Source organism: Vreelandella andesensis (assembly GCF_003989795.1).
Classification (GTDB): domain Bacteria; phylum Pseudomonadota; class Gammaproteobacteria; order Pseudomonadales; family Halomonadaceae; genus Vreelandella; species Vreelandella andesensis.
In genome coordinates this window covers 343,401-365,847 of the sequence record NZ_RZHG01000019.1, presented here as the reverse complement: position 1 = coordinate 365,847, position 22,447 = coordinate 343,401, and the positions used below count along the sequence as shown (strand labels likewise).

19 protein-coding genes are annotated in these 22,447 nt (G+C 54.4%); 14 read left to right on the top strand and 5 right to left on the bottom strand.

Features of this window, described 5'->3' with window-relative positions:
* Window positions 1-285 precede the first annotated feature (285 nt).
* The 6 genes from paaA (at window position 286) to paaZ (ending at window position 6,359) form a co-directional block, all read left to right on the top strand.
* Entirely contained in the window at window positions 286-1,272 is a 987-nt protein-coding gene (gene paaA, locus ELY33_RS11340; RefSeq protein WP_126948011.1) for a 1,2-phenylacetyl-CoA epoxidase subunit PaaA, read from the top strand.
* Window positions 1,273-1,367: 95 nt separating this feature from the next.
* The gene (paaB, locus tag ELY33_RS11335) at window positions 1,368-1,649 is read left to right on the top strand and encodes a 1,2-phenylacetyl-CoA epoxidase subunit PaaB (protein ID WP_089675267.1); all 282 of its coding nucleotides are present in this window, start codon (window positions 1,368-1,370) and stop codon (window positions 1,647-1,649) included.
* 11 nt (window positions 1,650-1,660) lie between these two features.
* Entirely contained in the window at window positions 1,661-2,509 is an 849-nt protein-coding gene (gene paaC, locus ELY33_RS11330; protein WP_126948010.1) for a 1,2-phenylacetyl-CoA epoxidase subunit PaaC, read from the top strand.
* Complete coding sequence (paaD, locus tag ELY33_RS11325; RefSeq protein ID WP_126948009.1) at window positions 2,493-3,077, top strand: 1,2-phenylacetyl-CoA epoxidase subunit PaaD; 585 nt, start codon at window positions 2,493-2,495, stop codon at window positions 3,075-3,077. Before paaC ends, paaD begins: the two co-directional genes overlap by 17 nt.
* A gap of 46 nt (window positions 3,078-3,123) precedes the next feature.
* Window positions 3,124-4,206, top strand: a complete 1,083-nt coding sequence (paaE, locus tag ELY33_RS11320) for a 1,2-phenylacetyl-CoA epoxidase subunit PaaE (RefSeq protein ID WP_126948008.1) — start codon at window positions 3,124-3,126, stop codon at window positions 4,204-4,206.
* 110 nt (window positions 4,207-4,316) lie between these two features.
* Window positions 4,317-6,359 (top strand): phenylacetic acid degradation bifunctional protein PaaZ, encoded by a 2,043-nt coding sequence (gene paaZ, locus ELY33_RS11315; protein WP_126948007.1) that lies wholly within the window; start codon window positions 4,317-4,319, stop codon window positions 6,357-6,359.
* A gap of 117 nt (window positions 6,360-6,476) precedes the next feature.
* On the opposite strand, the gene ELY33_RS11310 is transcribed toward paaZ, so the two are convergent.
* The 4 genes from ELY33_RS11310 to ELY33_RS11295 form a co-directional block, all read right to left on the bottom strand.
* Window positions 6,477-7,772 carry a TRAP transporter large permease gene (locus ELY33_RS11310; RefSeq protein ID WP_126948006.1) on the bottom strand — a complete coding sequence of 432 codons (1,296 nt, stop codon included), beginning with the start codon at window positions 7,770-7,772 and terminating at the stop codon, window positions 6,477-6,479.
* Complete coding sequence (locus ELY33_RS11305) at window positions 7,765-8,307, bottom strand: TRAP transporter small permease (protein WP_126948005.1); 543 nt, start codon at window positions 8,305-8,307, stop codon at window positions 7,765-7,767. The genes ELY33_RS11310 and ELY33_RS11305 overlap by 8 nt, the downstream gene beginning before the upstream one ends.
* A 30-nt stretch (window positions 8,308-8,337) precedes the next feature.
* On the bottom strand, window positions 8,338-9,411 hold the full coding sequence (locus ELY33_RS11300) for a TRAP transporter substrate-binding protein (RefSeq protein ID WP_126948004.1): 1,074 nt from the start codon (window positions 9,409-9,411) through the stop codon (window positions 8,338-8,340).
* Window positions 9,412-9,773: 362 nt separating this feature from the next.
* On the bottom strand, window positions 9,774-10,262 hold the full coding sequence (locus ELY33_RS11295) for a MarR family winged helix-turn-helix transcriptional regulator (protein WP_126948003.1): 489 nt from the start codon (window positions 10,260-10,262) through the stop codon (window positions 9,774-9,776).
* A 476-nt stretch (window positions 10,263-10,738) separates the two neighbouring features.
* Between ELY33_RS11295 and ELY33_RS11290 the strand changes: the two genes are divergently transcribed.
* The 7 genes from ELY33_RS11290 (at window position 10,739) to ELY33_RS11260 (ending at window position 18,161) form a co-directional block, all read left to right on the top strand.
* Window positions 10,739-11,707, top strand: a complete 969-nt coding sequence (locus ELY33_RS11290; RefSeq protein ID WP_126948002.1) for an MBL fold metallo-hydrolase — start codon at window positions 10,739-10,741, stop codon at window positions 11,705-11,707.
* A gap of 76 nt (window positions 11,708-11,783) precedes the next feature.
* The gene (locus ELY33_RS11285; protein WP_126948001.1) at window positions 11,784-13,526 is read left to right on the top strand and encodes an FAD-dependent oxidoreductase; all 1,743 of its coding nucleotides are present in this window, start codon (window positions 11,784-11,786) and stop codon (window positions 13,524-13,526) included.
* Complete coding sequence (locus ELY33_RS11280; protein ID WP_126948000.1) at window positions 13,513-13,713, top strand: DUF2783 domain-containing protein; 201 nt, start codon at window positions 13,513-13,515, stop codon at window positions 13,711-13,713. Before ELY33_RS11285 ends, ELY33_RS11280 begins: the two co-directional genes overlap by 14 nt.
* A 99-nt stretch (window positions 13,714-13,812) precedes the next feature.
* Window positions 13,813-15,120 carry a homogentisate 1,2-dioxygenase gene (hmgA, locus tag ELY33_RS11275; RefSeq protein WP_126947999.1) on the top strand — a complete coding sequence of 436 codons (1,308 nt, stop codon included), beginning with the start codon at window positions 13,813-13,815 and terminating at the stop codon, window positions 15,118-15,120.
* Between the two features lie 36 nt (window positions 15,121-15,156).
* Window positions 15,157-16,176, top strand: coding sequence for a fumarylacetoacetate hydrolase family protein (locus tag ELY33_RS11270; protein ID WP_126947998.1), 1,020 nt, complete (start codon window positions 15,157-15,159; stop codon window positions 16,174-16,176).
* 25 nt (window positions 16,177-16,201) lie between these two features.
* The gene (gene maiA, locus ELY33_RS11265; protein WP_126947997.1) at window positions 16,202-16,846 is read left to right on the top strand and encodes a maleylacetoacetate isomerase; all 645 of its coding nucleotides are present in this window, start codon (window positions 16,202-16,204) and stop codon (window positions 16,844-16,846) included.
* Between the two features lie 124 nt (window positions 16,847-16,970).
* Window positions 16,971-18,161, top strand: a complete 1,191-nt coding sequence (locus ELY33_RS11260) for a multidrug effflux MFS transporter (protein ID WP_126947996.1) — start codon at window positions 16,971-16,973, stop codon at window positions 18,159-18,161.
* 70 nt (window positions 18,162-18,231) lie between these two features.
* Here ELY33_RS11260 and ELY33_RS11255 read toward each other — a convergent pair whose 3' ends face one another.
* Complete coding sequence (locus ELY33_RS11255) at window positions 18,232-21,747, bottom strand: indolepyruvate ferredoxin oxidoreductase family protein (RefSeq protein WP_126947995.1); 3,516 nt, start codon at window positions 21,745-21,747, stop codon at window positions 18,232-18,234.
* Window positions 21,748-21,924: 177 nt separating this feature from the next.
* On the opposite strand from ELY33_RS11255, the gene ELY33_RS11250 reads away from it, so the two are divergent.
* Window positions 21,925-22,407 carry an Lrp/AsnC family transcriptional regulator gene (locus ELY33_RS11250; RefSeq protein WP_126947994.1) on the top strand — a complete coding sequence of 161 codons (483 nt, stop codon included), beginning with the start codon at window positions 21,925-21,927 and terminating at the stop codon, window positions 22,405-22,407.
* The last annotated feature ends 40 nt before the right edge of the window (window positions 22,408-22,447 follow it).

The following is a 22,447-nucleotide window of genomic DNA, read 5'->3' as shown; positions in this document are numbered from 1 at the left end:
CCCGGAATACACCCCAGAGGCATACGATAGAAGAAAGAAGCCCTTGTTGCTTGCCACAAGGGCTTCTTTATACCTAAGCAGCTCGTAGTCACCGGCAAGAACGCTATATTAAGAATCACTTATCCTTGGCAGATACGCCTTGGCAACAAACACATCCTGGCATTGCTTATTATCACAAAGTCTAAAAGCGATACAAAAAAATACTTGTTGATAAAATCTTTTGTGTCACTATACTTCAAATAAGTAAGTCACACTCCTTAATATACCGACGCCGCGGAGGTCTATATGTACGCGCAGCTCGTTGAAACCGGTACTAGCAAACTTAAGACACTTGACGAGATGAGCCCTGAGGAACGCCAGTTCCAAGAGCGCATCAATGACGAAATTAAAATCGAACCAAAGAATTGGATGCCGGACGCTTATCGCAAGACATTGATCCGTCAGATCTCCCAGCACGCACACTCCGAGATTGTCGGTATGCTGCCGGAAGGTAACTGGCTGACGCGTGCGCCTACCCTTAAGCGCAAGCTGCAGCTAATGGCTAAAATTCAGGATGAGGCGGGGCATGGCCTGTATCTCTACAGCGCCATGGAAACCCTGGGTGCCGACCGCGACGAAGAGATCGATAAGCTTCACGACGGCCGCGCTAAGTACTCCAGCATCTTTAATTATCCAACGCTTAACTGGGCTGATATGGGCACGGTTGGCTGGCTGGTTGATGGCGCGGCTATCGTCAATCAGGTGCCGCTACAGCGTACCTCTTACGGCCCTTACGCCCGCGCCATGATCCGCGTGTGCAAGGAAGAGAGCTTCCACCAGCGCCAGGGTTTTCAGATTCTGCTGACCATGATGCAAGAAGGCACCGACGACCAGAAAGCCATGGTGCAGGACTCCATTAACCGCTTCTGGTGGCCTGCGCTGATGATGTTCGGCCCGTCCGACGAACACTCACCTAACAGCGCCCAGTCGATGGCCTGGAAGATCAAGCGCCACAGCAACGATGAGTTGCGTCAGCGCTTCCTCGACCAAACCGTGCCGCAGTTAGAGCTGTTGGGTTGTACCGCCCCTGACCCGGACCTCAAATACAACGAAGAGACCGGCCATTACGAGTTCGGCGAGATCGACTGGAAAGAGTTCTTCGACGTGGTGAAAGGCAACGGCCCCTGCAACCGCGAGCGTATCGAAGCGCGCCGCAGCGCCATCGATAACGGTGCCTGGGTACGTGATGCCGCCGTGGCGTATGCCGCCAAACGTCAACGTCGAGCCGCCTAAACCAGCAGCACCTCACTGATCAGCACCTAACCTTCATCTTAAAACAACAGGGCGCCTCGCACGACGAGGCCCCAACAACCACTGAGGTTTCTCTCATGGCTGACTGGCCTTTATTCGAAGTGTTTATACGTAGCAAGCACGGCCTTAATCATAAGCATGTTGGCAGCGTACACGCCGCTGACCGCAGCATGGCCATTGAAAACGCCCGCGAGCTTTACACCCGCCGCAATGAAGGGGTAAGCATCTGGATTATTCCCGCCAGCGAAATCACCGCCTCTTCGCCGGATGAGAAAGAGCCGCTGTTCGATCCCTCTAACGACAAGGTGTATCGCCATGCATCCTTCTACAAACTACCGAAAGAAGTCGGCCACATGTAAGGGAGGCGGTGATGTCAAACACAGTAAGTAAGACCCTAGAGCATAAAACCCCAGAGCAAAAAAACGTCGCGCAGGTCACGCAAACACCGCTCGTTACTTATCTGCTACGTTTGGGCGACAGCGCATTGGTTCTTGGGCAGCGCAGCGCACAGTTGTGTGGCAAGGCCCCCGCGCTGGAAGAAGAAATGGCGTTAATGAACGTCGGTCTCGACCTATTTGGCCAAGCGCGTAATTGGCTAGAATACGCTGCTGAACTGATGGCTACTGAAAGTGAAGGCAATAACCAGGGCAACATTGATGCTGATCACCTGGCCTTCCGTCGTGATGCCCAGGACTTTCGCAACCTGCTGATTGTTGAGCAGCCCAATGGCGATTTCGCTGACACCATTGGCCGCCAGTTTTTGTTTGATGCCTGGCACGTTCACCTACTTGAAGGCCTTGCAGCAGCCAGTGACAAACGCATTGCGGAAGTCGCGGCTAAGTCGCTCAAGGAAGCTACTTACCACCTGCGCCGCTCGTCTGAATGGGTGATCCGCTTGGGCGATGGCACCGAAGAGAGCCACACCCGTATGCAGCGCGCTGTCAACAACCTCTGGCAGTTCACTGGCGAGTTGGTGCAGTTCGATGAGATCGACCAGGTCATGCTAGACGCCGGTATCGCGCCCGACCCAGATACCCTCGTCACCCGCTGGAAAGCGACGGTAGATGAAGTGCTAAACGAAGCGACACTGACACGCCCCCCTTACGACGCTTGGATGTATACCGGCGGCAAAGTTGGCCATCACACCGAGCACCTGGGCTTTCTACTGGCGGAAATGCAATATCTGCCGAGGACGTATCCTGATGCGACCGTCTGGTAATCCATCACAAGCGCCTACCGATGACTGGCCTTCCAACGACTTGATTGGCAGTGATCGCAGTGGGCTACCGCCAGCAGGCGAAGCGGGCGATGTCGATGCGGTGCTGGCGGTGCTGCAGGAAGTTCCCGACCCCGAAGTGCCGGTGGTCAGCGTGGTTGAGCTAGGTATTGTGCGCGATGTTACCTGGCAGGAGGGTCGGCTGGTGGTCAGCGTGACTCCCACCTACTCTGGCTGCCCCGCTACTGAAGCTATTGAACAGCATATTGTAGAGGCGCTGGTGGCATCGGGCTACCAAGACCCGCTGATCCATCGACGCCTTTCACCCGCCTGGACCACCGACTGGCTAACAGACATCGGGCGCGAAAAACTGCGTGCTTACGGCATCGCACCTCCGGTGGGAAGTGCCAGCAAGCGCAGCCTGATCGGCCAGCCTGACCCCGTTGTACCCTGCCCCTTGTGCGGCAGCGAAACAACCGAACGGGTGAGTGAATTCGGCTCTACGGCGTGCAAGGCGCTCTACCGCTGCCGCGATTGTCTGGAGCCATTCGATTACTTCAAGTGCCTATAACCTTAGACGCCTATAACAAGCACCACGATTGACGAGACTATTTCCCATGAGCCGATTTCACGCCTTGACCGTCAAGGATGTACGCAAGGAAACCCATGATGCCGTTTCCATTGCCTTTAACATTCCTGACGATCTGCTAGACGCCTTTCGCTTTACCCAAGGGCAGTACCTTACGCTCCGCCAAGAAATCGACGGGGAAGACGTGCGGCGCTCCTACTCAATTTGCACTGGCGTCTACGACCATGAGTTGAGAGTCGCCGTTAAACAGGTGCCAGGCGGCAGCTTTTCCACCTTTGCCAATCAGCAGTTAAAGCCAGGTGACCACCTCGAAGTGATGCCGCCTCAGGGCAAGTTCTTTGTACCTCTCGACCCTAGCCGTGAAGGGCATTATCTGGCGGTCACCGCCGGCAGCGGTGTGACGCCCATTATGTCGATTGTGTCCACCACCCTGGAAAGCGAGCCACAAAGCCGGTTTACCGTCATCTACGGCAACCGCTCCACCACGGGCACGCTGTTTCGCGAGCGCCTGCAGGATCTCAAAGATCGCTACCTGGAACGCCTTAACATCATTTACGTATTCAGCCGCGAGCAGCAGGAAATTGACCTGTATAACGGCCGGATAGATGCCGATAAGTGCAACGCCCTATTTGACCGCTGGGTAGACGTACCCAAGCTCGATGCCGCGTTCATCTGTGGCCCGCAAGAAATGACCGAGACCGTGCGTGATGTCTTGACTCAGCACGGGCTGCCGAAAGAGAAGGTACATTTTGAGCTGTTCACGGCCAGCACGCCCACCGCGGGTGCCAAGCGCCGTCAAGCAGCTAAGGCAGAGCAAACAGACGCTGCAACATCGCTAATTAAAGTCATTATTGATGGTCGCACTATCGAGTATAGCCTACCCCGCAACACCCAGAATATTCTCAACGCGGGCAATGAGCACGGCGCAGATCTTCCCTTCTCTTGCAAAGCGGGCGTGTGTTCTACCTGTAAAGCAAAAGTGCTTGAAGGTGAGGTGGAAATGGACGCCAATTTCGCCCTGGAAGATTACGAGATAGATGCCGGCTATGTGCTGTCCTGCCAGTGCTACCCGATCAGCGATAAGGTGGTGCTCGATTTTGACGAGGTGTAAGCCCCTAACCATTCACTTCCAAAGCCGGCGATAGCGTCGGCTTTGTTGATCCTGATACCAACAACTGATACCAACAACTGATCCCCAAAAGACGGGCGGGAGAACACGTAATGCCAGTTTTACAGAGTTATATCGCCGGCCAGTGGTTTGGAAAAACCGAGTCCAAAGCACTGATCAGCGCCATCAATGGCGAGACCGTTGCGCACACTCACCAAGAAAGCATTAACTTCGCCGAAGCAGTGGCGTATGCCCGCAACACCGGCGTAAAAAACCTGTTGGCGTTGGATTTCCAGCAGCGGGCCGCCATTCTTAAGGCACTGGCCGGTTATATCCAAGAGCGGAAACGTGAGCTCTATGCCATCTCCCATCACACCGGCTGCACCAAAGCAGACTCCTGGATCGACATTGACGGCGGCTTCGGCACCCTGTTTACCTACGCTTCCACAGGGCGCAAGGAACTGCCCTCCGGCAACGTGGCCCACGAAGGTCCGGTCACTCAATTAGGCAAGGACAACCACTTCAACGGCACCCACATCCTGGTCCCTCGCCGCGGTGTTTCTGTTCATATTAATGCGTTCAACTTCCCGATTTGGGGCATGCTGGAGAAGTTCGCCCCCGCCTTTCTGGCAGGCATGCCGTGTATTTTCAAACCAGCCACCGCCACTAGCTACCTGACCGAAGCTGCCATGCGCGTCATCAACGACTCGGGGCTGTTGCCGGAAGGCGCCTTGCAACTGGTGATTGGCGGAGCCGGTGACTTACTCGACCAATTGGAAGAGCAGGACGTTGTCACCTTCACTGGTTCAGCAAGCACAGCCTTAATGCTGAAAAGCCACCCAAACATCATGGCTAAGAGTATCCCGTTCAACGCCGAGGCGGACTCACTCAACAGTGCCATCATGGCCCCGGATGTTAGCCCGGAAGACGAAGAGTTCGAGATCTTTGCCAAAGAAGTGGTCAAAGAAATGACCGCCAAGGCAGGCCAAAAATGTACCGCCATCCGTCGGGTGTTGGTGCCCGCCGAGCATCTGGATGCATTGGCGGACTTGATCAAAGAGCGCCTTTCCAGCATCGTCGCTGGCGACCCTCATGAAGAAGGCGTTCGCATGGGCGCGCTGTCTTCCAGCGACCAACTACGCGACGTTAACGAAGCCATCGAGCGGCTGCTGGAAACCAGTGAGTGCGTGTTCGGCAAAGACGGCAGCTTCAAACCTGTCGGCCAGGGAGTTGAACACGGTGCCTTTATCGCTCCCCACTTGCTGATCAACCGAAACCCGCTGAACGACGGCGGCGCTCACGACATTGAAGCTTTTGGTCCCGTCGCGACCCTCATGCCCTACCGCGGCATCAAGGAAGCCTTGGCCATCGCTGCCAAAGGTAAGGGCAGCCTGGTCACCACACTGACCACCAAAGACCCTGTCATTGCTGCCGAGATGATCCCCGTTCTGGCCGCCCAGCATGGCCGTTTGCACATTCTGGATGCCCAGGCATCAAAGGAATCCACTGGCCACGGCTCTCCGTTACCGATGCTCAAACATGGTGGCCCCGGCCGCGCAGGCGGTGGCGAGGAGCTTGGTGGCATTCGTGCGGTTCATCACTACCTACAGCGCACCGCTATTCAGGGTTCGCCCACCATGATTGCAGCCGTTACAGGGGAGTATGTACGTGGCGCGAAGGTGATCGAGACTGACGTCCACCCGTTCCGCCGCCATTTTGACGACCTACAGGTAGGCGAGTCTTTGCTGACTCACCGCCGCACTGTCACTGAAGCCGACATCGTCAATTTCGGCTGCCTTTCCGGCGACCACTTCTATATGCACTTTGATGACATTGCCGCCAAAGAGACCCAGTTCGGCCAGCGTATCGCTCATGGCTATTTTGTGCTGTCGGCGGCTGCCGGCTTGTTTGTTTACCCAGGCGAAGGCCCCGTGTTGGCTAACTACGGCCTAGATACGCTGCGCTTTATTACGCCCGTGTTGGTCGGCGACACCATCCGCGCCCGTCTCACCTGTAAGCGCAAGATTGACCAAGGTCGGGCATCGCCTGACGGGCACCCACAAGGTGTGGTGATGTGGGATGTGGCAGTGACCAATCAACATGATGAGCTGGTCGCCAGTTACGATATTCTAACGCTGGTCGCGAAACGTCAGTAACGTTTTAGCCGATACTGACAGACGAAGTAAGACAAAAAAACGGATGACAGGGCATATGCTCTGTCATCCGTTTATTTAGCAAGCACGTTTTAATAGAACCGTACTAATAACACCGCTTTAGTACAGTAACTGCGGCAGGAAAAGCACAATAGCAGGGAAGACAAGCACGAGCAGTGCACGTATGGTACCCGCGACCCAGAAGGGAGTAACCCCACGGAAGATAGTGCCTGTGGATACATCCGGCAACACCGCTCGCAGTACGAACACGTTCATACCAACAGGGGGGGTTATCAAACTGATCTCGATAACAATGACCACCAGAATACCGAACCACACCAAATCGTACCCGAGCCCTGCCACTACGGGGAAGAATACTGGCACGGTGAGCAGCATCATTGACATGCTTTCAAACACACAGCCCAGCACCACATAGATCGCGATAATCACCAGGATAACCACAAAGGGGGCCACGTTTAGGCCGTTAACTAACGCCAGTAAGTCCCCAGGCAACCCTGCTCGGTTGATGAAATTAGCGAAGATCAGTGCTGTTAAGACCACTGCAAACAACATCGCCGTGGTGCGAACCGTATCCATTAGCACATTCATTAAAACGGTGGGCGTTAATGCCCGATGCAACAGCGCAATCAAGAAGGCGCCCATCGCCCCGATACCGGCAGCTTCTGTGGGTGTGAATACGCCAAGGTAAATACCGCCAATCACCAGCACAAACAACGCTAACGTACTGCCTACGCTTTTTAGTGCTTGAATCCGCTCCGGCCATGGCACTTTCTCTGCCGCAGGCCCAGCACTGGGGTCGCGCCAAAGAACCCACTTAATGGCACCAATATAAAGAAAAATGCCCAGGATGCCGGGAATAAAGCCAGCTGCAAACAGTTCACGGATACTGGTTTCGGTCAGAATGCCATAAATCACCAGCATAACGCTGGGCGGTATCAAGATCCCCAACGTGCCACCCGCAGCAATAGAAGCAGCGGCCAGCGAGTCCTTATAGCCGTATTTGCGCATTTGCGGCATGGCGACTCGACCCATGGTGGCACACGTCGCCAAGCTTGATCCGCATATCGCGCTAAAACCGCCGCAGGCAACAATCGTCGCCATCGCCTGGCCGCCCTTCCGGTGACCTAAAAAACCATTGGAGGCTCGAAACAAGGCATCGGAAAGCCCCGCATGGGAAACAAAGTTGCCCATGAGAATGAACAAGGGGATAACGGACAGGCCATAATCCATGGCGGTATCGACCACCCGGCGCGCCGCCATTGCTTCAGCAGCATTCCAGTTACCGGTTAGGTAATAGAACCCGGCAAAACCGACGATCCCCATCGCAAACGCCAGAGGCACACGCAGGAAGACGAGTATCAACAATACTGCGAAACCGTATAACGCTTCAGTCATGGGGCTCTCCTATGCTCAATGGGCCACCTTTTTCGATTACTTTAAACCCCTCAAGCAAATAGAAACCGGCTCTTATGAGGGTTAGCAGGGCTGAAAGCGCTAGCATAATGGCGATCAATCCGATCAGATAACCATGTTGTATGCGCAGAAATTCCGTCACATCCCCCCATGAGAAAGCGCGCTCTGCCAGAGCCCATACCCGCTGCGCCATCACCCAAAGAGCCGCCGTCACTATCAAGTTGACGATCACTTCACGTATCCAGATAAGTTTTGCAGGGAAAAATGCATCTAGTAGATCAACGCTGACATGCTCTTGGCGCCAACACACGACTGGCAGCGACAGGAATACCAACGCCGCCAACATCAGCTGGGTTAATTCAACAGCACCAAGAATAGGTGAATTAAAAAAGTAGCGTCCGCCTACGTCAGCAGTGGTCAACAGCATCATGCCAAAGAGGGTAGCACCTGCCACCCCCTCTAACGTCAGCTGCAGAACCCGACTAACGCGCGTAGCACGTGCCATTTGGGTTTGCATGGTCGCTCTCCGTCTAGCGCCAGTGGGAACTTATTCTGAGTCGTTTGGTATTAGTTCGCTTGGTACTAGGCTGCTAACGCTCTCTTCCTCTGCTGCAGCGATAAGCTGCTCGCGATAGAACTCGATAGCGGCCATTGCATCAACATTGCTGTTTTCTGAGGCAGACTCGGCCCACTCAGCAATCATGCTGTCACTCATGCTTTGCAGCGTACTGAGGTCATCGCTACCGAGTTCAGTAAAGGTATGACCTAGCTCTTCTGCGAAGTTGACACCACGCACATCCGAGACATCCATCATGTAGCCGAACAGACGAGACAAGCGCTCACCAGAGACGGACTCAACGGCTTCTCGATCTTCAGGCGACATTTCATCCCAGATCATTGGGTTGACGACAATGGTGAAACTGCCGCGATAGAAGCCGCCATCAACTTTGAGGGTGTAAGGGAAGATTTCAGCGACGCGGAAACTGCGAAGCCCTTCAGGAACAAGCATCGCGCCATCGATAACGCCCTGGGAGCCGGCTTCGTAAACCCCTGTCGGCGGTAAAGCAACGCCGGTCAGCTCCAGAGCATTGGAGAGATCGCCCATGACGCCACCGCCAACGCGAATGCGCTTACTCTTAAGGTCTTCTAAGGTTTCATACTTTTCACTGCTAAAGATCCAACCCGGGCCGTGGACACCCGCGGCAACAACATCAACACCGCGGTGTTCGCCAGCAGCGGCTAGGTATTCTTGGTGAGTGCGCCAGTAAGCACTAGAGGCATTTTCTGAGGAAAACTCTTGAAAGGTAGGGAATTCCGGCAGCTTGGTTAGCTGAAAGCGGCCTGTGTTATAGCCGTGGAAAACCCAGGTTGCATCGGCAATACCATCGGCAACCATTTCCATTTGGGAAACGGGCGGCCCCATATCATGTATCACGTCTACCGTGACGCGACCTTCTGTTGCCTCTTCAATCCACGCTTTCCACGTTGGCCATACGATGGTGTTAATGCCGTGATTAGGACCAGCCCAAGTGCTCACTGTGATGGTCGTTTGCGCTAAGGCGGTGGTGCTCAGCGTCGCAGCAGCGATAGCGCCAATCATCAGGTTTGTTGTTTTATTCATTTTTCTTTCCTCTGGTCGTCATGAACTGAGAGCGTAAAACATGATACTTTATTGTTGATATAATAAGATTAACTGAATCACGTTATTTGTCACAATGCCCGAAAATACGTGGATCGCGCAACGACCCATCGACTAATAGATGCTAATACTTAAGTAGCAATTTATATTATTTTTTATTAATTACATATAGTTATCGTAAATAAAATAGTTTATGAAAGTCACTTTTAGTGGTCGTGGAGAAACAATCTCCCGCCATTATTTTTGTTACATAAATCACATAATATTATTTTCTAATGACACGCCAGAAATTAAATACAGTCAAACATCTACCATCTAGGTTCGAATAACCTGTGGCAGGCCCTTTAACCAATTCTCTCCAGCTGACGCTCAAGCTTACGCATGGTATTGAGCAAATCACGATATTCACCAACGCTCAGGGTCGACACCAGATCGGCTTCCCACGCCTGAGCTTCGGGCACTAGCTTATTAAGTAACGCTTGTCCGGTTTCTGTCAGATGTAGGTCATGTAGCCGCTGATCTTGCTTTGATGGCATGCGGCTTATCAGCCCACGGTCTTCTAGCGACTGAATCGCGCGAGACACCCGCGCCTTATCCATATTGGTATAGGCACAGACCTTCTTTGCCGTTAAATCATCACAGTGGCTGAGCCATGCAAGCACACGCCACTGGGCGATGTTGAGCTCATAGGACTCGGCATAAAGCTTCTCTAACGCCTGACTGATACGGTCAGCTAAACGGTTAAGCTGGTAGGGTAAAAATTGGTTGAGATCTAGCTCTGCCCTCGCTGAGCACTCCAAAGATGCATCGCCGTCTGCTTTATCTATCGTCATTGTGTTTCTCCTAGCGCCGCCATTTATCAGGGGGTGTGATGAAAAAATCAGCACGATAGCGGGGAATGAGGACACCAGCAACGCACCCATCCTATCGACCACCTCAAGAAAGGGAGTCCTCTTAGCTCCATTCAGCAACGCTGTCAGTAACAACACTGTCAGTAACAACACTGCCAGTAACAACACTGCTCGCAATAACACGGCTCGCCGCTTAACAACCCTCACTACGCTAAGACACCCGTAGTGGGATGTCAGAACAGTGCCGCTAGTTACTTTCTCTTGCAACTAATTTACCAATTTTAATTATTATACTTAGGTAGTATATTGCAACAATAAGCTGATTTATCACGCTTTATTGTTTATATCATGCAAAAATTAGATTGATTCATCGATAGAGCACTGGACATTTAGTTTCATTAGAAACTATCCTCCAGGCATACAAAAATCTGAATCACCCTGATAGCACTGGAGATACTATGAGCAAGAAATTCGCATCCCATGCCGATACTGAAGAGAAGCAGATCAGCTTCACCAAGCTGGCAGAAGGGCTTTATGCTTACACAGCTGAAGGTGACCCCAATACGGGCATCGTGATTGGCGATGACAGCGTAATGGTCATCGACACTCAGGCAACGCCCATCATGGCGCAGGACGTTATTCGTCGTATCCGCGAGGTGACCGACTTACCAATTAAGCATGTGGTTATGACCCACTATCACGCCGTGCGTGTTCTCGGCGCTTCCGCGTACGATGCCGAGAATATTTACGCTAGCCAGAATACTTATGACTTGATTGTTGAACGTGGCCAACAGGACTATGAATCTGAGGTTGGTCGCTTCCCCCGTCTGTTTAAAGGGGTGGACTCTGTGCCTGGATTGACCTGGCCAACCATTGTCTTCCAGGAAAAACTGACCGTGTTTATGGGGAGGCGAGAGGTACAGATCATTCACCTGGGCCGCGGACATACCAAGGGCGATACCGTCGTTTGGTTACCAAAGGAAAAAATCATGTTTTCCGGTGACCTGGTCGAGTACGGCGCCACACCTTACACCGGTGACGCTTACCATGAAGACTGGCCATCCACGTTGGACCGCCTGCAGGCTATGCAGCCCCAAAAGCTGGTGCCTGGCCGCGGCGATGCACTGCAAACGGCCGAAAAATGCCAGGAAGCCATTCAGGGCACCCGCGACTTCTTGAATGATATGTATGGAAGTGTCAAAGCCGGCAAGGCAGCGGGTAAGTCTCTTTCCGAGTGCTACGCCGAAACCTACGCGCTACTTAAGCCCAAGTACGGCGACTGGGTCATTTTCGACCACTGCGTGCCCTTCGACATTACTCGCTGCTACGACGAGGCGGGTGGCGAACATCCGGATCCCCGCATCTGGACGGCCGAGCGTGATACCGCTATGTGGCACTCGCTGCAGGACGTCGTCGAAAATCAGTAACTGCTTTACCAGAGACGCCTACTGATCATGCCCAGCTGTCGGGTGTCATGCACCCGACGCTACAGGGGAGCAATACATGTCAACAACCTACAAAAATCCCGTCTACCCTTATCAACGCCCATCTGAACTTGATGCTCAAGACGTTCGCCATTATCCGGTGGTGATTGTCGGTGCCGGCCCTAGCGGCCTCGCCGCCGCCATCGATTTGGCTCAACAAGGCATTCATTCGATTGTCCTGGACGATAACAACACCGTTAGCGTGGGGTCGCGAGCGCTATGCTTTGCTAAGCGTTCACTGGAAATCGTTGACCGCCTTGGCTGTGTTGACCCGATGCTTGAAAAAGGCGTCACCTGGCAACACGGTCGCGTTTTCTTTCAGGATCGTGAGGTCTACGACTTCAATCTACTGCCTGAAGACGGCCATCGAATACCCGCCTTTATTAATTTGCAGCAATATTACTTTGAAGAGTTTCTGGTCAACCGCGCCCACGACTTTGCTGAGCAAATTGACCTTCGCTGGAAGCATAAGGTCATTGATGTCGATGCTCAGCCTGGCAACACCACCATCAAGGTCTCCACCCAGGATGGTGATTACCCGCTGACCTGTGATTATCTGCTCGTTTCGGACGGCGCTAACAGCCGAATCCGCGACATGCTGGGCCTTGAGTGCAAAGGCCAGGTATTTCAGGATCGCTTCCTGATTGCGGATGTGGTCATGAAAGCAGACTTCCCGACAGAGCGCTGGTTCTGGTTTGATCCGCCCTTCCATCCTAATCAGTCTGTGCTGCTGCACAAAGAGCCGGATAATGTATGGCGTATCGACTTCCAGCTAGGCTGGGACGCCGACCCGGAAGAAGAAAAGAAAGAAGAGAACATTCGCCCCCGCGTGCAGGCAATGCTGGGCAACGACGTAGAGTTTGAGCTTGAGTGGGCCAGCGTCTACACCTTCCGCTGCCGCAAGATGGATAACTTCATTCATCACAGCGTGATCTTTATGGGCGACGCGGCGCACCAAGTATCGCCCTTTGGTGCCAGGGGTGCCAACGGTGCCCTCCAAGGCGTCGACAATTTAGTCTGGAAACTGGCCCGCGTTCTCAAACAGCAAGCGCCGGAAACATTGTTGTCCACCTACAATACTGAGCGCCAACACGGCGCGGCTGAGAATCTCCTTAACTCGACCCGTGCCACTGATTTTATTACCCCGAAGAGCCATATTAGCCACGTATTTCGCGATGTGACGCTGGAGCTGGCTGAGAAACACGCCTTTGCACGTAGCTTGGTCAATAGTGGCCGCCTTTCCATGCCTTGCCGCTATGACAACTCACCACTAAATACGCCTGATGTTGATGGTGGCCCGAGCGAATTACGCCCCGGCAGCCCTGCCAAAGACGCCCCCATTCAATTGAACAGCGAGGGTGCTCGCAAGAGCGCTTGGTTACTTAACCTGTTTGGTGATGGTTTCGTGTTGCTGCTCGACGGGCGCACCGACGAAGCCCGCGCTAAAACACTTGCGGGGGAGCTAAGTGAGTTATTGAACCGACGCAAGGATCTGAGCTGCGTCATCATTGGCCCTGCAACCGATGCGTTAAGCACGCTACCGCGCACGACCGTTGTAGACGATGTTGAAGGGCTAGTAGCGCAACGATATGGCCTAAAAGCAGGGGCCGGGTACTTGATTCGGCCTGATCAGCACGTTGCTGCCCGCTGGCAAGCACTCACTGCTCGCAAGGTTGACGACGCATTAGATCGCGCACTGGGCGTGCATCTTGCGCATGCCGCTGACACCACTCTTGAGGAAAGTTGCCATGCCAAGGCTTGAGCTGAATTCCAACTTCACTGATCCGGACGCCTTTTATGCGGCGCTTACGGCACTGCATCGCGACCGCAGTGAAGCCGAGAGCGAGCGCATCAATGCCCGCCTGATCCTGTTACTTGCTAATCACATCGGCGATCAAACCGTGCTTGAAGAAGCGATTTCCCATGCGCTAGGTGATGGCGATCAATAGCCGCGCCATAAGTTTAAAAGCAACGTAGTTTTAAAAAGACTCAGGGTTAAAAAAACTTAGGCTTATCAAAATAACGTTCTAATAACGCAGGGCTTAACAATGACTGAACAATTGAAATATCAGCATGGCTTTCATAACCACTTTTCAACCGAAGCGCTGCCGGGTGCACTGCCGATTGGGCAAAACTCACCGCAACGCTGTGCTTACGGCTTATACGCAGAACAGCTCACTGGTTCCGCATTTACAGCGCCACGTCATCAAAATTTTCGTAGCTGGCTTTATCGTATTCGCCCTTCAGTCGTTCAGAGCGCGTATCAGCCGCTAGAAAATAACAACGTACACACGGCACCGTTAGACAAGCCTGCGGCAGACCCCAACCAAATGCGCTGGGACCCCGTTTCGCTACCGAGCGAACCGACTGATTTTATCGATGGTTTATTTACTATCGGCGTCAACGGCGATGCCGGCACCCAGGCTGGCGTAGGCGTACATGTCTACACCTTTAATAAAGATATGACCGAGCGGTTTTTCTACAACGCGGATGGCGAGCTGCTGTTTGTTCCTCAACTAGGCACTATTCGCTTGCGCACCGAATTTGGCGACCTGGAGATCGAGAACGGCGAAATTGCCGTTATTCCACGCGGTGTGAAATTCCAAGTGCGTAAAGCGCAGGGCGTTGATGCTGCTCGAGGGTATATTTGCGAGAACTATGGCAGTCCTTTAGAGCTACCTGGCCTCGGTCCTATCGGGGCTAACGGTTTAGCAAATCCGCGTGACTTCCAAAGCCCCGTAGCAGCCTATGAAGATCTAGAAGGCGACTACCGCTTAGTGGCTAAGTTCTCGGGCCGTTTCTGGGAGGCAAAACTTAACCATTCGCCATTAGATGTGGTGGCATGGCACGGCAACTGCACACCTTATAAGTATAATCTGGCGAACTTTAATACCATCAATACGGTTAGCTTCGATCATCCGGACCCGTCGATCTTTACCGTCTTGACGTCACCTTCCGATACGCCGGGAATGGCGAATCTAGATTTTGTGATCTTCCCGCCACGTTGGATGGTTGCCGAAAACACCTTTAGGCCGCCCTGGTTCCACCGCAACCTGATGAGCGAGTTTATGGGGCTTATCCATGGCGAGTACGACGCTAAAGCGGAAGGGTTCACTCCTGGTGGTGCTAGTCTACATAACTCCATGTCGCCCCACGGCCCGGATGCTGAGACCTTTGAGAAAGCCTCCAATGCGGAGCTGAAGCCCCAGTTCCTAGGCGATACACTGGCCTTTATGTTTGAAAGCCGCTACTGCTTCCACCCCACACCTGCGGCGCTGAATGCAGACTTCCGCCAGCGTGACTATGTGGATGTTTGGTCGACACTACGTTCGCACTTCGATCCAAACCAGCCCTGAACCCTATATCACCCTGACGACAAGGATTGAATCACCATGAAACTTGCAACACTTAACAAAGGCCGCGACGGAGAACTCATTATTGTCTCCCGTGACCTCGCCCGCGCAGTGAGCGCTGTTGATATTGCGCCCACCCTTCAGGCAGCTATCGAAAATTGGGAAACCGCTAGCCCGACGCTTGAAGCGCGCTATGCGCAACTCAATAGTGGCGATGCCGACGGTGCTTTTGCGCTTGACCAAAGCGCACTGCACTCGCCGTTACCGCGCGCTTATCAGTGGGCTGACGGCTCCGCCTACCTGAACCACGTCAAGCTGGTCCGCCAAGCGCGTAATGCCGAGATGCCTGAAACCTTCTGGACCGATCCGCTCATGTACCAAGGCGGTAGCGACCGATTCCTGGCACCGACCGAAGATATCGAGGCGGTAAGCGAAGAGCATGGCATCGACTTTGAAGGTGAGATCGCCGTTATCACCGATGACGTGCCGATGGCAGTCACCCCTGAGGAAGCCGCCAAACACATTAAACTAGTGATGCTGGTCAACGATGTGAGTCTGCGAGGCCTGATTCCCGGCGAACTTGCTAAGGGCTTCGGCTTTTTCCAAGCCAAACCTGCTTCTTCTTTCTCGCCCATTGCGGTCACACCAGATGAGCTGGGCGATGCCTGGCAGGACGGTAAGGTGCACCTGCCACTGACCGTGCACCTGAATGGCGAGAAGTTTGGTGAACCAGAAGCTGGGCCAGATATGATTTTCAGCTTCCCACAGCTGGTTGCCCATGCGGCTAAGACCCGCTATCTCGGCGCGGGGGCTGTGATTGGCTCCGGCACGGTTTCTAACCCAGACCCCGATGGCGGCCCCGGAAAGCCAGTCGCTGACGGCGGCGTAGGTTATAGCTGCTTGGCCGAAGTACGCATGGTCGAGCAGATAATTCACGGTCAGGTAAAAACGCCCTTTATGCGCTTTGGTGACCGAGTGCGCATCGAGATGTTCGACCGCGATGGCAACAACATCTTTGGTACGATCGATCAACACGTCGTGAAGTACCAGCCCAAATAAAGCAAAGCAACATGAGGAAAGCAACATGACGACGCTGTTCGGCTATTTCCGCTCGTCGGCTGCTTATCGGGTACGTATCGCCTTAAATTTGAAGGGCCTGGACTACGACCAGGTCCCGGTCAATCTGGTGAAAAGCGAGCAACGGGGTGGCGATCATCTGGCGCGCAACCCCCAAGGGTTAGTGCCTAGCCTGGTGTTGGACGACAGCACTGTGGTTAACCAATCGTTGGCGATCTGCGAGTATCTCGATGAGGTATACCCCATGCCCGCGCTGCTACCGGTTAACGCATTAGCGCGCGCCCGGGTTCGGGCGCTTGCACAGTTAGTTGCTTGCGACATTCACCCACTCAACAACTTACGGGTACTTAAGTATCTCGTCGGGGAGTTGGGAACGGATGAAACGGCTAAATTGGCGTGGTACCGCCACTGGGTTACCGAGGGTTTCGCAGCCCTGGAAACAACACTTGCAACCGACCCCAGCAGCGGCGACTTTTGCCACGGCAACACCCCAACGCTTGCGGATATCTGCCTGATTCCGCAGGTGTATAACGCCGAGCGCTTCGAGTGTGATTTAGCAGCCTACCCGACGATCCAGCGTATCGCTGCCCATTGTCGTTCGCTGCCAGCCTTTACAAAGGCCGCACCAGAAGTGCAGCCTGACGCCGGCTAATTCAAGCCAAACCAAAACAAACCAAACTAAATTAAGTTATACTAAGCAGGCTAACATATGCGGGCGTCTTTCCATTTGGGAAGGCGCCCGCCTCGCGTAACGCCTAACCGTAAGGAGTTAAGGGGTGCTAAAGCTGCCCTCTACTGCCACCGTTGTGGCCCTGGCCGCAGTGACTGCGCTCGGCCCGCTGGCAACGGATATGTACTTGCCTGCTATGCCCGCCATGGCAGAAGCGCTTAATACTGGCCCAGACCGAATACAGCTAACCCTCAGCCTTTATATGGCTGGATTCGCTCTGGCCCAACTGTTGTGCGGCCCCATTTCTGACCGCTTTGGCCGCCGCCCAGTCATGATCGCGGGCCTGATTCTGTTCCTTGTTGCAAGCTTGCTTTGCGCGTGGTCGCCTAGCGTCGAATGGTTACTGGCAGGCCGCTTTTTACAGGCCTTCGGTGGGGCGGCTGGCCCCGTGTTAGCACGGGCAGCGGTACGTGATATCCACGGCCCTATCGAGGCCGGCCGCATTCTCGCCTATATGGCCAGCACCATGGCGCTGGCCCCTGCACTGGCCCCTGTGGCAGGCGCGGGATTGCTGCTGTTTTTTGGCTGGGAATCGGTGTTCGTGGTGCTTGCGCTTTACGCGGCGGTGATGCTCGCCGTGCTAATACTGATGCTGCCTGAGCCGCTGGCAAAGGAGCGGCGTCAATCAATCCACCCAAGCACCATATTGGCCAACTTTCGCCTGCTGCTGAGCCAGCGTGCCTTTATTGGCTACACCTTGGTGAATGCTGCCGCGTTCTCCGGGCTGTTCGCGTACCTTTCCGGTTCATCCTTTGTGCTCATCGAGTACCTGGGCGTCGCACCGACCCTTTATGGCGTTCTGTTCACGCTGATTGTCGCGGGCTTCTTCGTCGGGACGTTGGTCAGCGGCCGATATAGCCACCGCCTGGGTCGTGATCACCTCATCACCCTGGGTACCTTAATCTGCGCGATTGGGGGCTTGGTTATGGCAGGTTTGGCTACCGTTGGCATCCATCACCCGTGGGCGGTGGTGGGGCCCCATATGGTATTCATGCTGGGGGTAGGTATTCTAATGCCGCAAACCATGGCTGGCGCACTGGCGCCCAACCCTCAATGTGCGGGCGCGGCGTCTTCGCTGTTTGGTTTCCTGCAAATGACCATTGCCGCTATTGTGGGCGGATTAGTCGGGCAATTCCACGACGGCAGCTCGCGCACCATGGCCTTGACGATTGGCTTAATGGGGCTACTCGCCCTGCTAAGCCACTGGCTATTGGTACGCCGCCGACAAGAGGCGTAGCTGAATCACTGTATCGCTACATAGCAAAGGCCACGCAATGCGTGGCCTTGTTTTAGTTATATGGATCGTCTCAAGCGGCTTCGACAGCGATGGTTTTCGAGCGACCTTCACGGAGCTCGGTCAGCAGCTTCTCCCGGCGCTCGTTGGCTTTCTCGGCGGCAGCTTCGCGGACGGGTCCGAAACCACGCACCTCTTCCGGCAACTTGGCAAGCGCCAACGCAGTAGCATGATTCGTGCCATCAAGACGCGCCACTAACTCATCGATCAACTGCTCGTAGTCCGCCAGTAAGGCACGGTCGAGCTTGCGGTCAGCGCTGAAGCGGAAAGGGTCAAGCGCTGTGTTGCGCAAACCGCGCAGCTTGGCCAACGCACCCATTGCCTTCAGCACCCAGGGGCCGAAGCGGCGCTTCACTGGCCGCCCTTGTGTATCCTTGCGGCCACTCAACAGCGGTGGAGCCAAGTGGAACTTTAGCTGGTAATCACCCGAGAACGTTGCTTTCACTTCCTCCAGGAAATCGCTCTGGGTGTAGAGCCGCGCCACTTCGTACTCATCTTTATAGGCCATCAAACGATAGAGCTGATGAGCGACGGCTTCACTCAATGATTGACCGCCGTTTAGCGCTGTTTCTGCTTCACGCACTTTCGTCACTTGGTTAACGTAACGTTCAGCCCAGGCACGGTTCTGATAGCGCTCCAGATGGCGGCGATTACGCGCGACCACGTCATCCAGGGTGGCATTGGTGTCCAGGGGCATTGTATCCAGGTGCCGCTGCAGATAGTCGGGCTCCACCGCTGCCAAACGGCCCCAGGCAAATGCCTGACGGTTCTTTTCCACAGCAACGCCGTTAAGCTCCAGAGCACGCTGCAGCGCTGGTTCAGAAAGCGGTACCAACCCTTGCTGCCAGGCAAACCCTAGCATCATCATATTGGAAAACACCGTATCCCCTAACAGCTGCTCAGCCAGGCGATTAGCATCTAGGGAAGCAAAGCGTTCATCGCCTACCGCATCACGCAATAGGTTGAGGCGTTTGCTGGGCTGCATATCCGCATCGCGATAAAGCACATAATCTGCGGTGGCTAGCTCCGCAAGATTGGCAACGATACGGGTGGTCGGCTGCAATACATTCAGCGCTTTCTGCGAACTGGCCACCACCATGTCGCAGGCAATGACAGCATCGGCCTGACCGGCTTCGATACGTACCTGATTCAGCTCGCTGGGTTGCGCTGCCAAACGAACATAGCTAAGTACCGCCCCGCCTTTTTGAGCAAACCCCATAAAGTCGAGCACGCTGGAACCCTTGCCTTCCAAATGTGCCGCCATGGTGATCAGCTGTCCAACGGTCACCACGCCTGTGCCACCAACGCCACCCACCAATAGGTCATACGGGGCCGTCAGAGGAGCGATCACAGGGATAGGCAAATGCGCTATACGTTTCCAAAAGGTATTATCCGCCGCCACACCTTGGCCTTTACGCAGCTGGCCACCTTCAACAGTGACAAAACTGGGGCAGAAACCACTAACGCAGGACATATCCTTGTTACAGGAGGACTGGTCGATCTTGCGCTTGCGGCCTAGCTCGGTTTCCCGGGGCACCACCGATAAACAGTTGGACTGTATCGAACAATCACCACAACCCTCACAGACATGATGGTTGATGAACACACGGCGGGCAGGATCTTCCATCAAACCACGCTTGCGCCGACGGCGCTTCTCTGCCGCACATGCTTGGTCATATATCAACACGGTGCAGCCAGGGATCTCGCGCAGCTCACGTTGCAACGTATCCATCTCTTCGCGGCCGTGGAAGGTCACCTCTTTGGGAAACTCTTTTTCATGCCCTCGGTATTTTTCCGGCTCATCGCTGACCACCATGACCCGGCGCACACCTTCATCCAACGACTGCCGAGCAATCATGGGAACATTGATTTGCCCGTCGACAGGTTGACCGCCCGTCATGGCCACCGCGTCGTTGAACAAAATTTTGTAGGTAATATTGACGTTGGCCGCCACGGCCTGGCGCACGGCCATGGAGCCCGAATGAAACCAGGTACCTTCGCCCAGGTTCTGGAAAATATGGCCGTTACCCGTAAAGCGGCTTTTACCTACCCAGTTAACCCCCTCGCCACCCATCTGAATTAACGATTCAGTGCTACGGTCCATCCAAGAGGCCATAAAGTGGCAACCAATACCCGCCAGGGCCTTGCTGCCTTCAGGCACCTTGGTTGAGCTGTTGTGCGGGCAACCCGAGCAGAAATAGGGCATGCGGCGCACACCGCCGAGTTCCTTAACGCCCGCTTGACAAGCATCAACCGTTGCCAGCTTGTCGCTAAAATCAATCTCGAAAAAGCGCGCTAGACGCTCTGCCACGAAGCCAGCCAAGAGGCGCGGGCTGAGTTCTCCAACATAGGGAATCAGCGGTTTACCGGTTTCATCCTGCTTACCGGTAATGATTACCTCGCCGGGGTGATCGGGTTCTGACATGTACTCCTTCAACTGGCTTTCGATAATCCCGCGTTTCTCTTCAATGACCAGCACCTCACGCTTGTCATGAATAAACTCAAGGATGCCGGGGCGATGGAGTGGCCACACCATGCCAATCTTATATATTTCTATCCCGAGATCACGCAGCTTCGCTTCATCCAGCCCTAGCAAACGCAGTGCCTCAAGCAAGTCCAAGTGCCCCTTGCCGGTAGTGACTAGCCCAAAAGACGCCTGCTCTTGGCGAAATAGATACTGATCAATCGGATTCGCCGTGGCAAACGCCTGCACGGCGGCCAGCTTGTGCTCAATGCGGGTCTCGAGCTGTGGCCCGGGCAAATCGGGCCAGCGGTAGTGCAGCCCGCCCTCGGGCATCTCGAAATCGGGCGTTACATAGTCTGGCAAGGGTGGCACCTCGACTGAAGCGCCACTTTCTACGGTTTCAGACACGGCTTTGAAGCCCACCCAGCAACCCGAGAAGCGAGAAAGGGCATAGCCCCACAACCCAAAGCGCTCATATTCCGCCAATGACGCAGGGCTTACCACTGGCATAAACCACGCCATAAAAGCGACATCAGACTGGTGCGGCATTGATGACGACACACAGCCATGGTCATCCCCCGCCACCACCAGCACGCCACCTGTCGGCGAGCTGCCGTAGGCATTACCGTGTTTCAAGGCGTCACCCGCGCGGTCAACGCCCGGCCCTTTGCCGTACCACATGCCGAAAACACCTTCGACCTGCCGCTCAGGGTCTGTCTCCACCTGCTGGCAACCCAGCATCATGGTGGCGGCCAGGTCTTCGTTGATGGCAGGGACAAAGTCGATGTGATGCTCTTCCATGGCGGCTTTCGCCCGCCAAATTTCTTGGTCTACACCGCCTAAGGGCGAGCCACGATAGCCGCTGATAAGCCCCGCCGTATGGCGGCCATTGCGACGATCGAGCTCGGCTTGGCGTAAGGCGATGCGCACCAATGCCTGGGTGCCAGTAAGAAAAATACGGCCTTCGCCACGGTGATAGCGGTCGGCCAGCTGATAGTCATCGAGGACAATATCGAGCGGCTGGGTAATTGAACCCGCCTGCTCAGCGATTGAGGGGGTGGTCATGAGCGCTCACCAGTACGGTTGAAGAGTTATGGTTGTAATACGCTTGAGTCTAGCCAAGAGCGCACTAAAGGTGCTTGCTAATTCACTCTTCAAAAGCCTGGTTATTAATAATTTCTTTTATTTTTTTCGATTTAACGCAATGATATTCAACAAACCACAAATAAATGAAATAGCCCTATGAAAGAAGCGACCAAAGAAGTCACCTTAGACAGGCATGATCAGCGCATCCTTACCCTGCTTCAGCAACAGGGGCGCATTACCAACAATGAGCTTGCCGAACAGATAGGCCTTTCCCCCGCCGCCTGCTGGCGACGCGTAAAGGCGCTGGAAGAGAGTGGCGTCATTCGCCGCTTTGCGGCACTGGTGGAACCTAGCCTAGTGGGCCAGCCACTATCAGCCCTGGTCATGGTGACGCTGGTTCGCCACCACATCGACAATACCGTCGAGTTCGAAAATCGCATCTTGCAATACCCAGAGGTGCTGCAGTGCTATGCCACCACTGGCAATGCTGACTTCGTCCTACGCGTGGTGATTGAAGACATGGCCGCTTACGACCGGTTCCTCAATGAAAAACTCTTCACCTTAGATGGCATCTCCCAGGTCAGCTCTAATTTCGTGTTACGTAATATCAAAGAAGAGACCGCCATCCCGATTCGCTAACTCCGCCTAATGGGTTTATTACCGCCAAGCCTACAGGGCG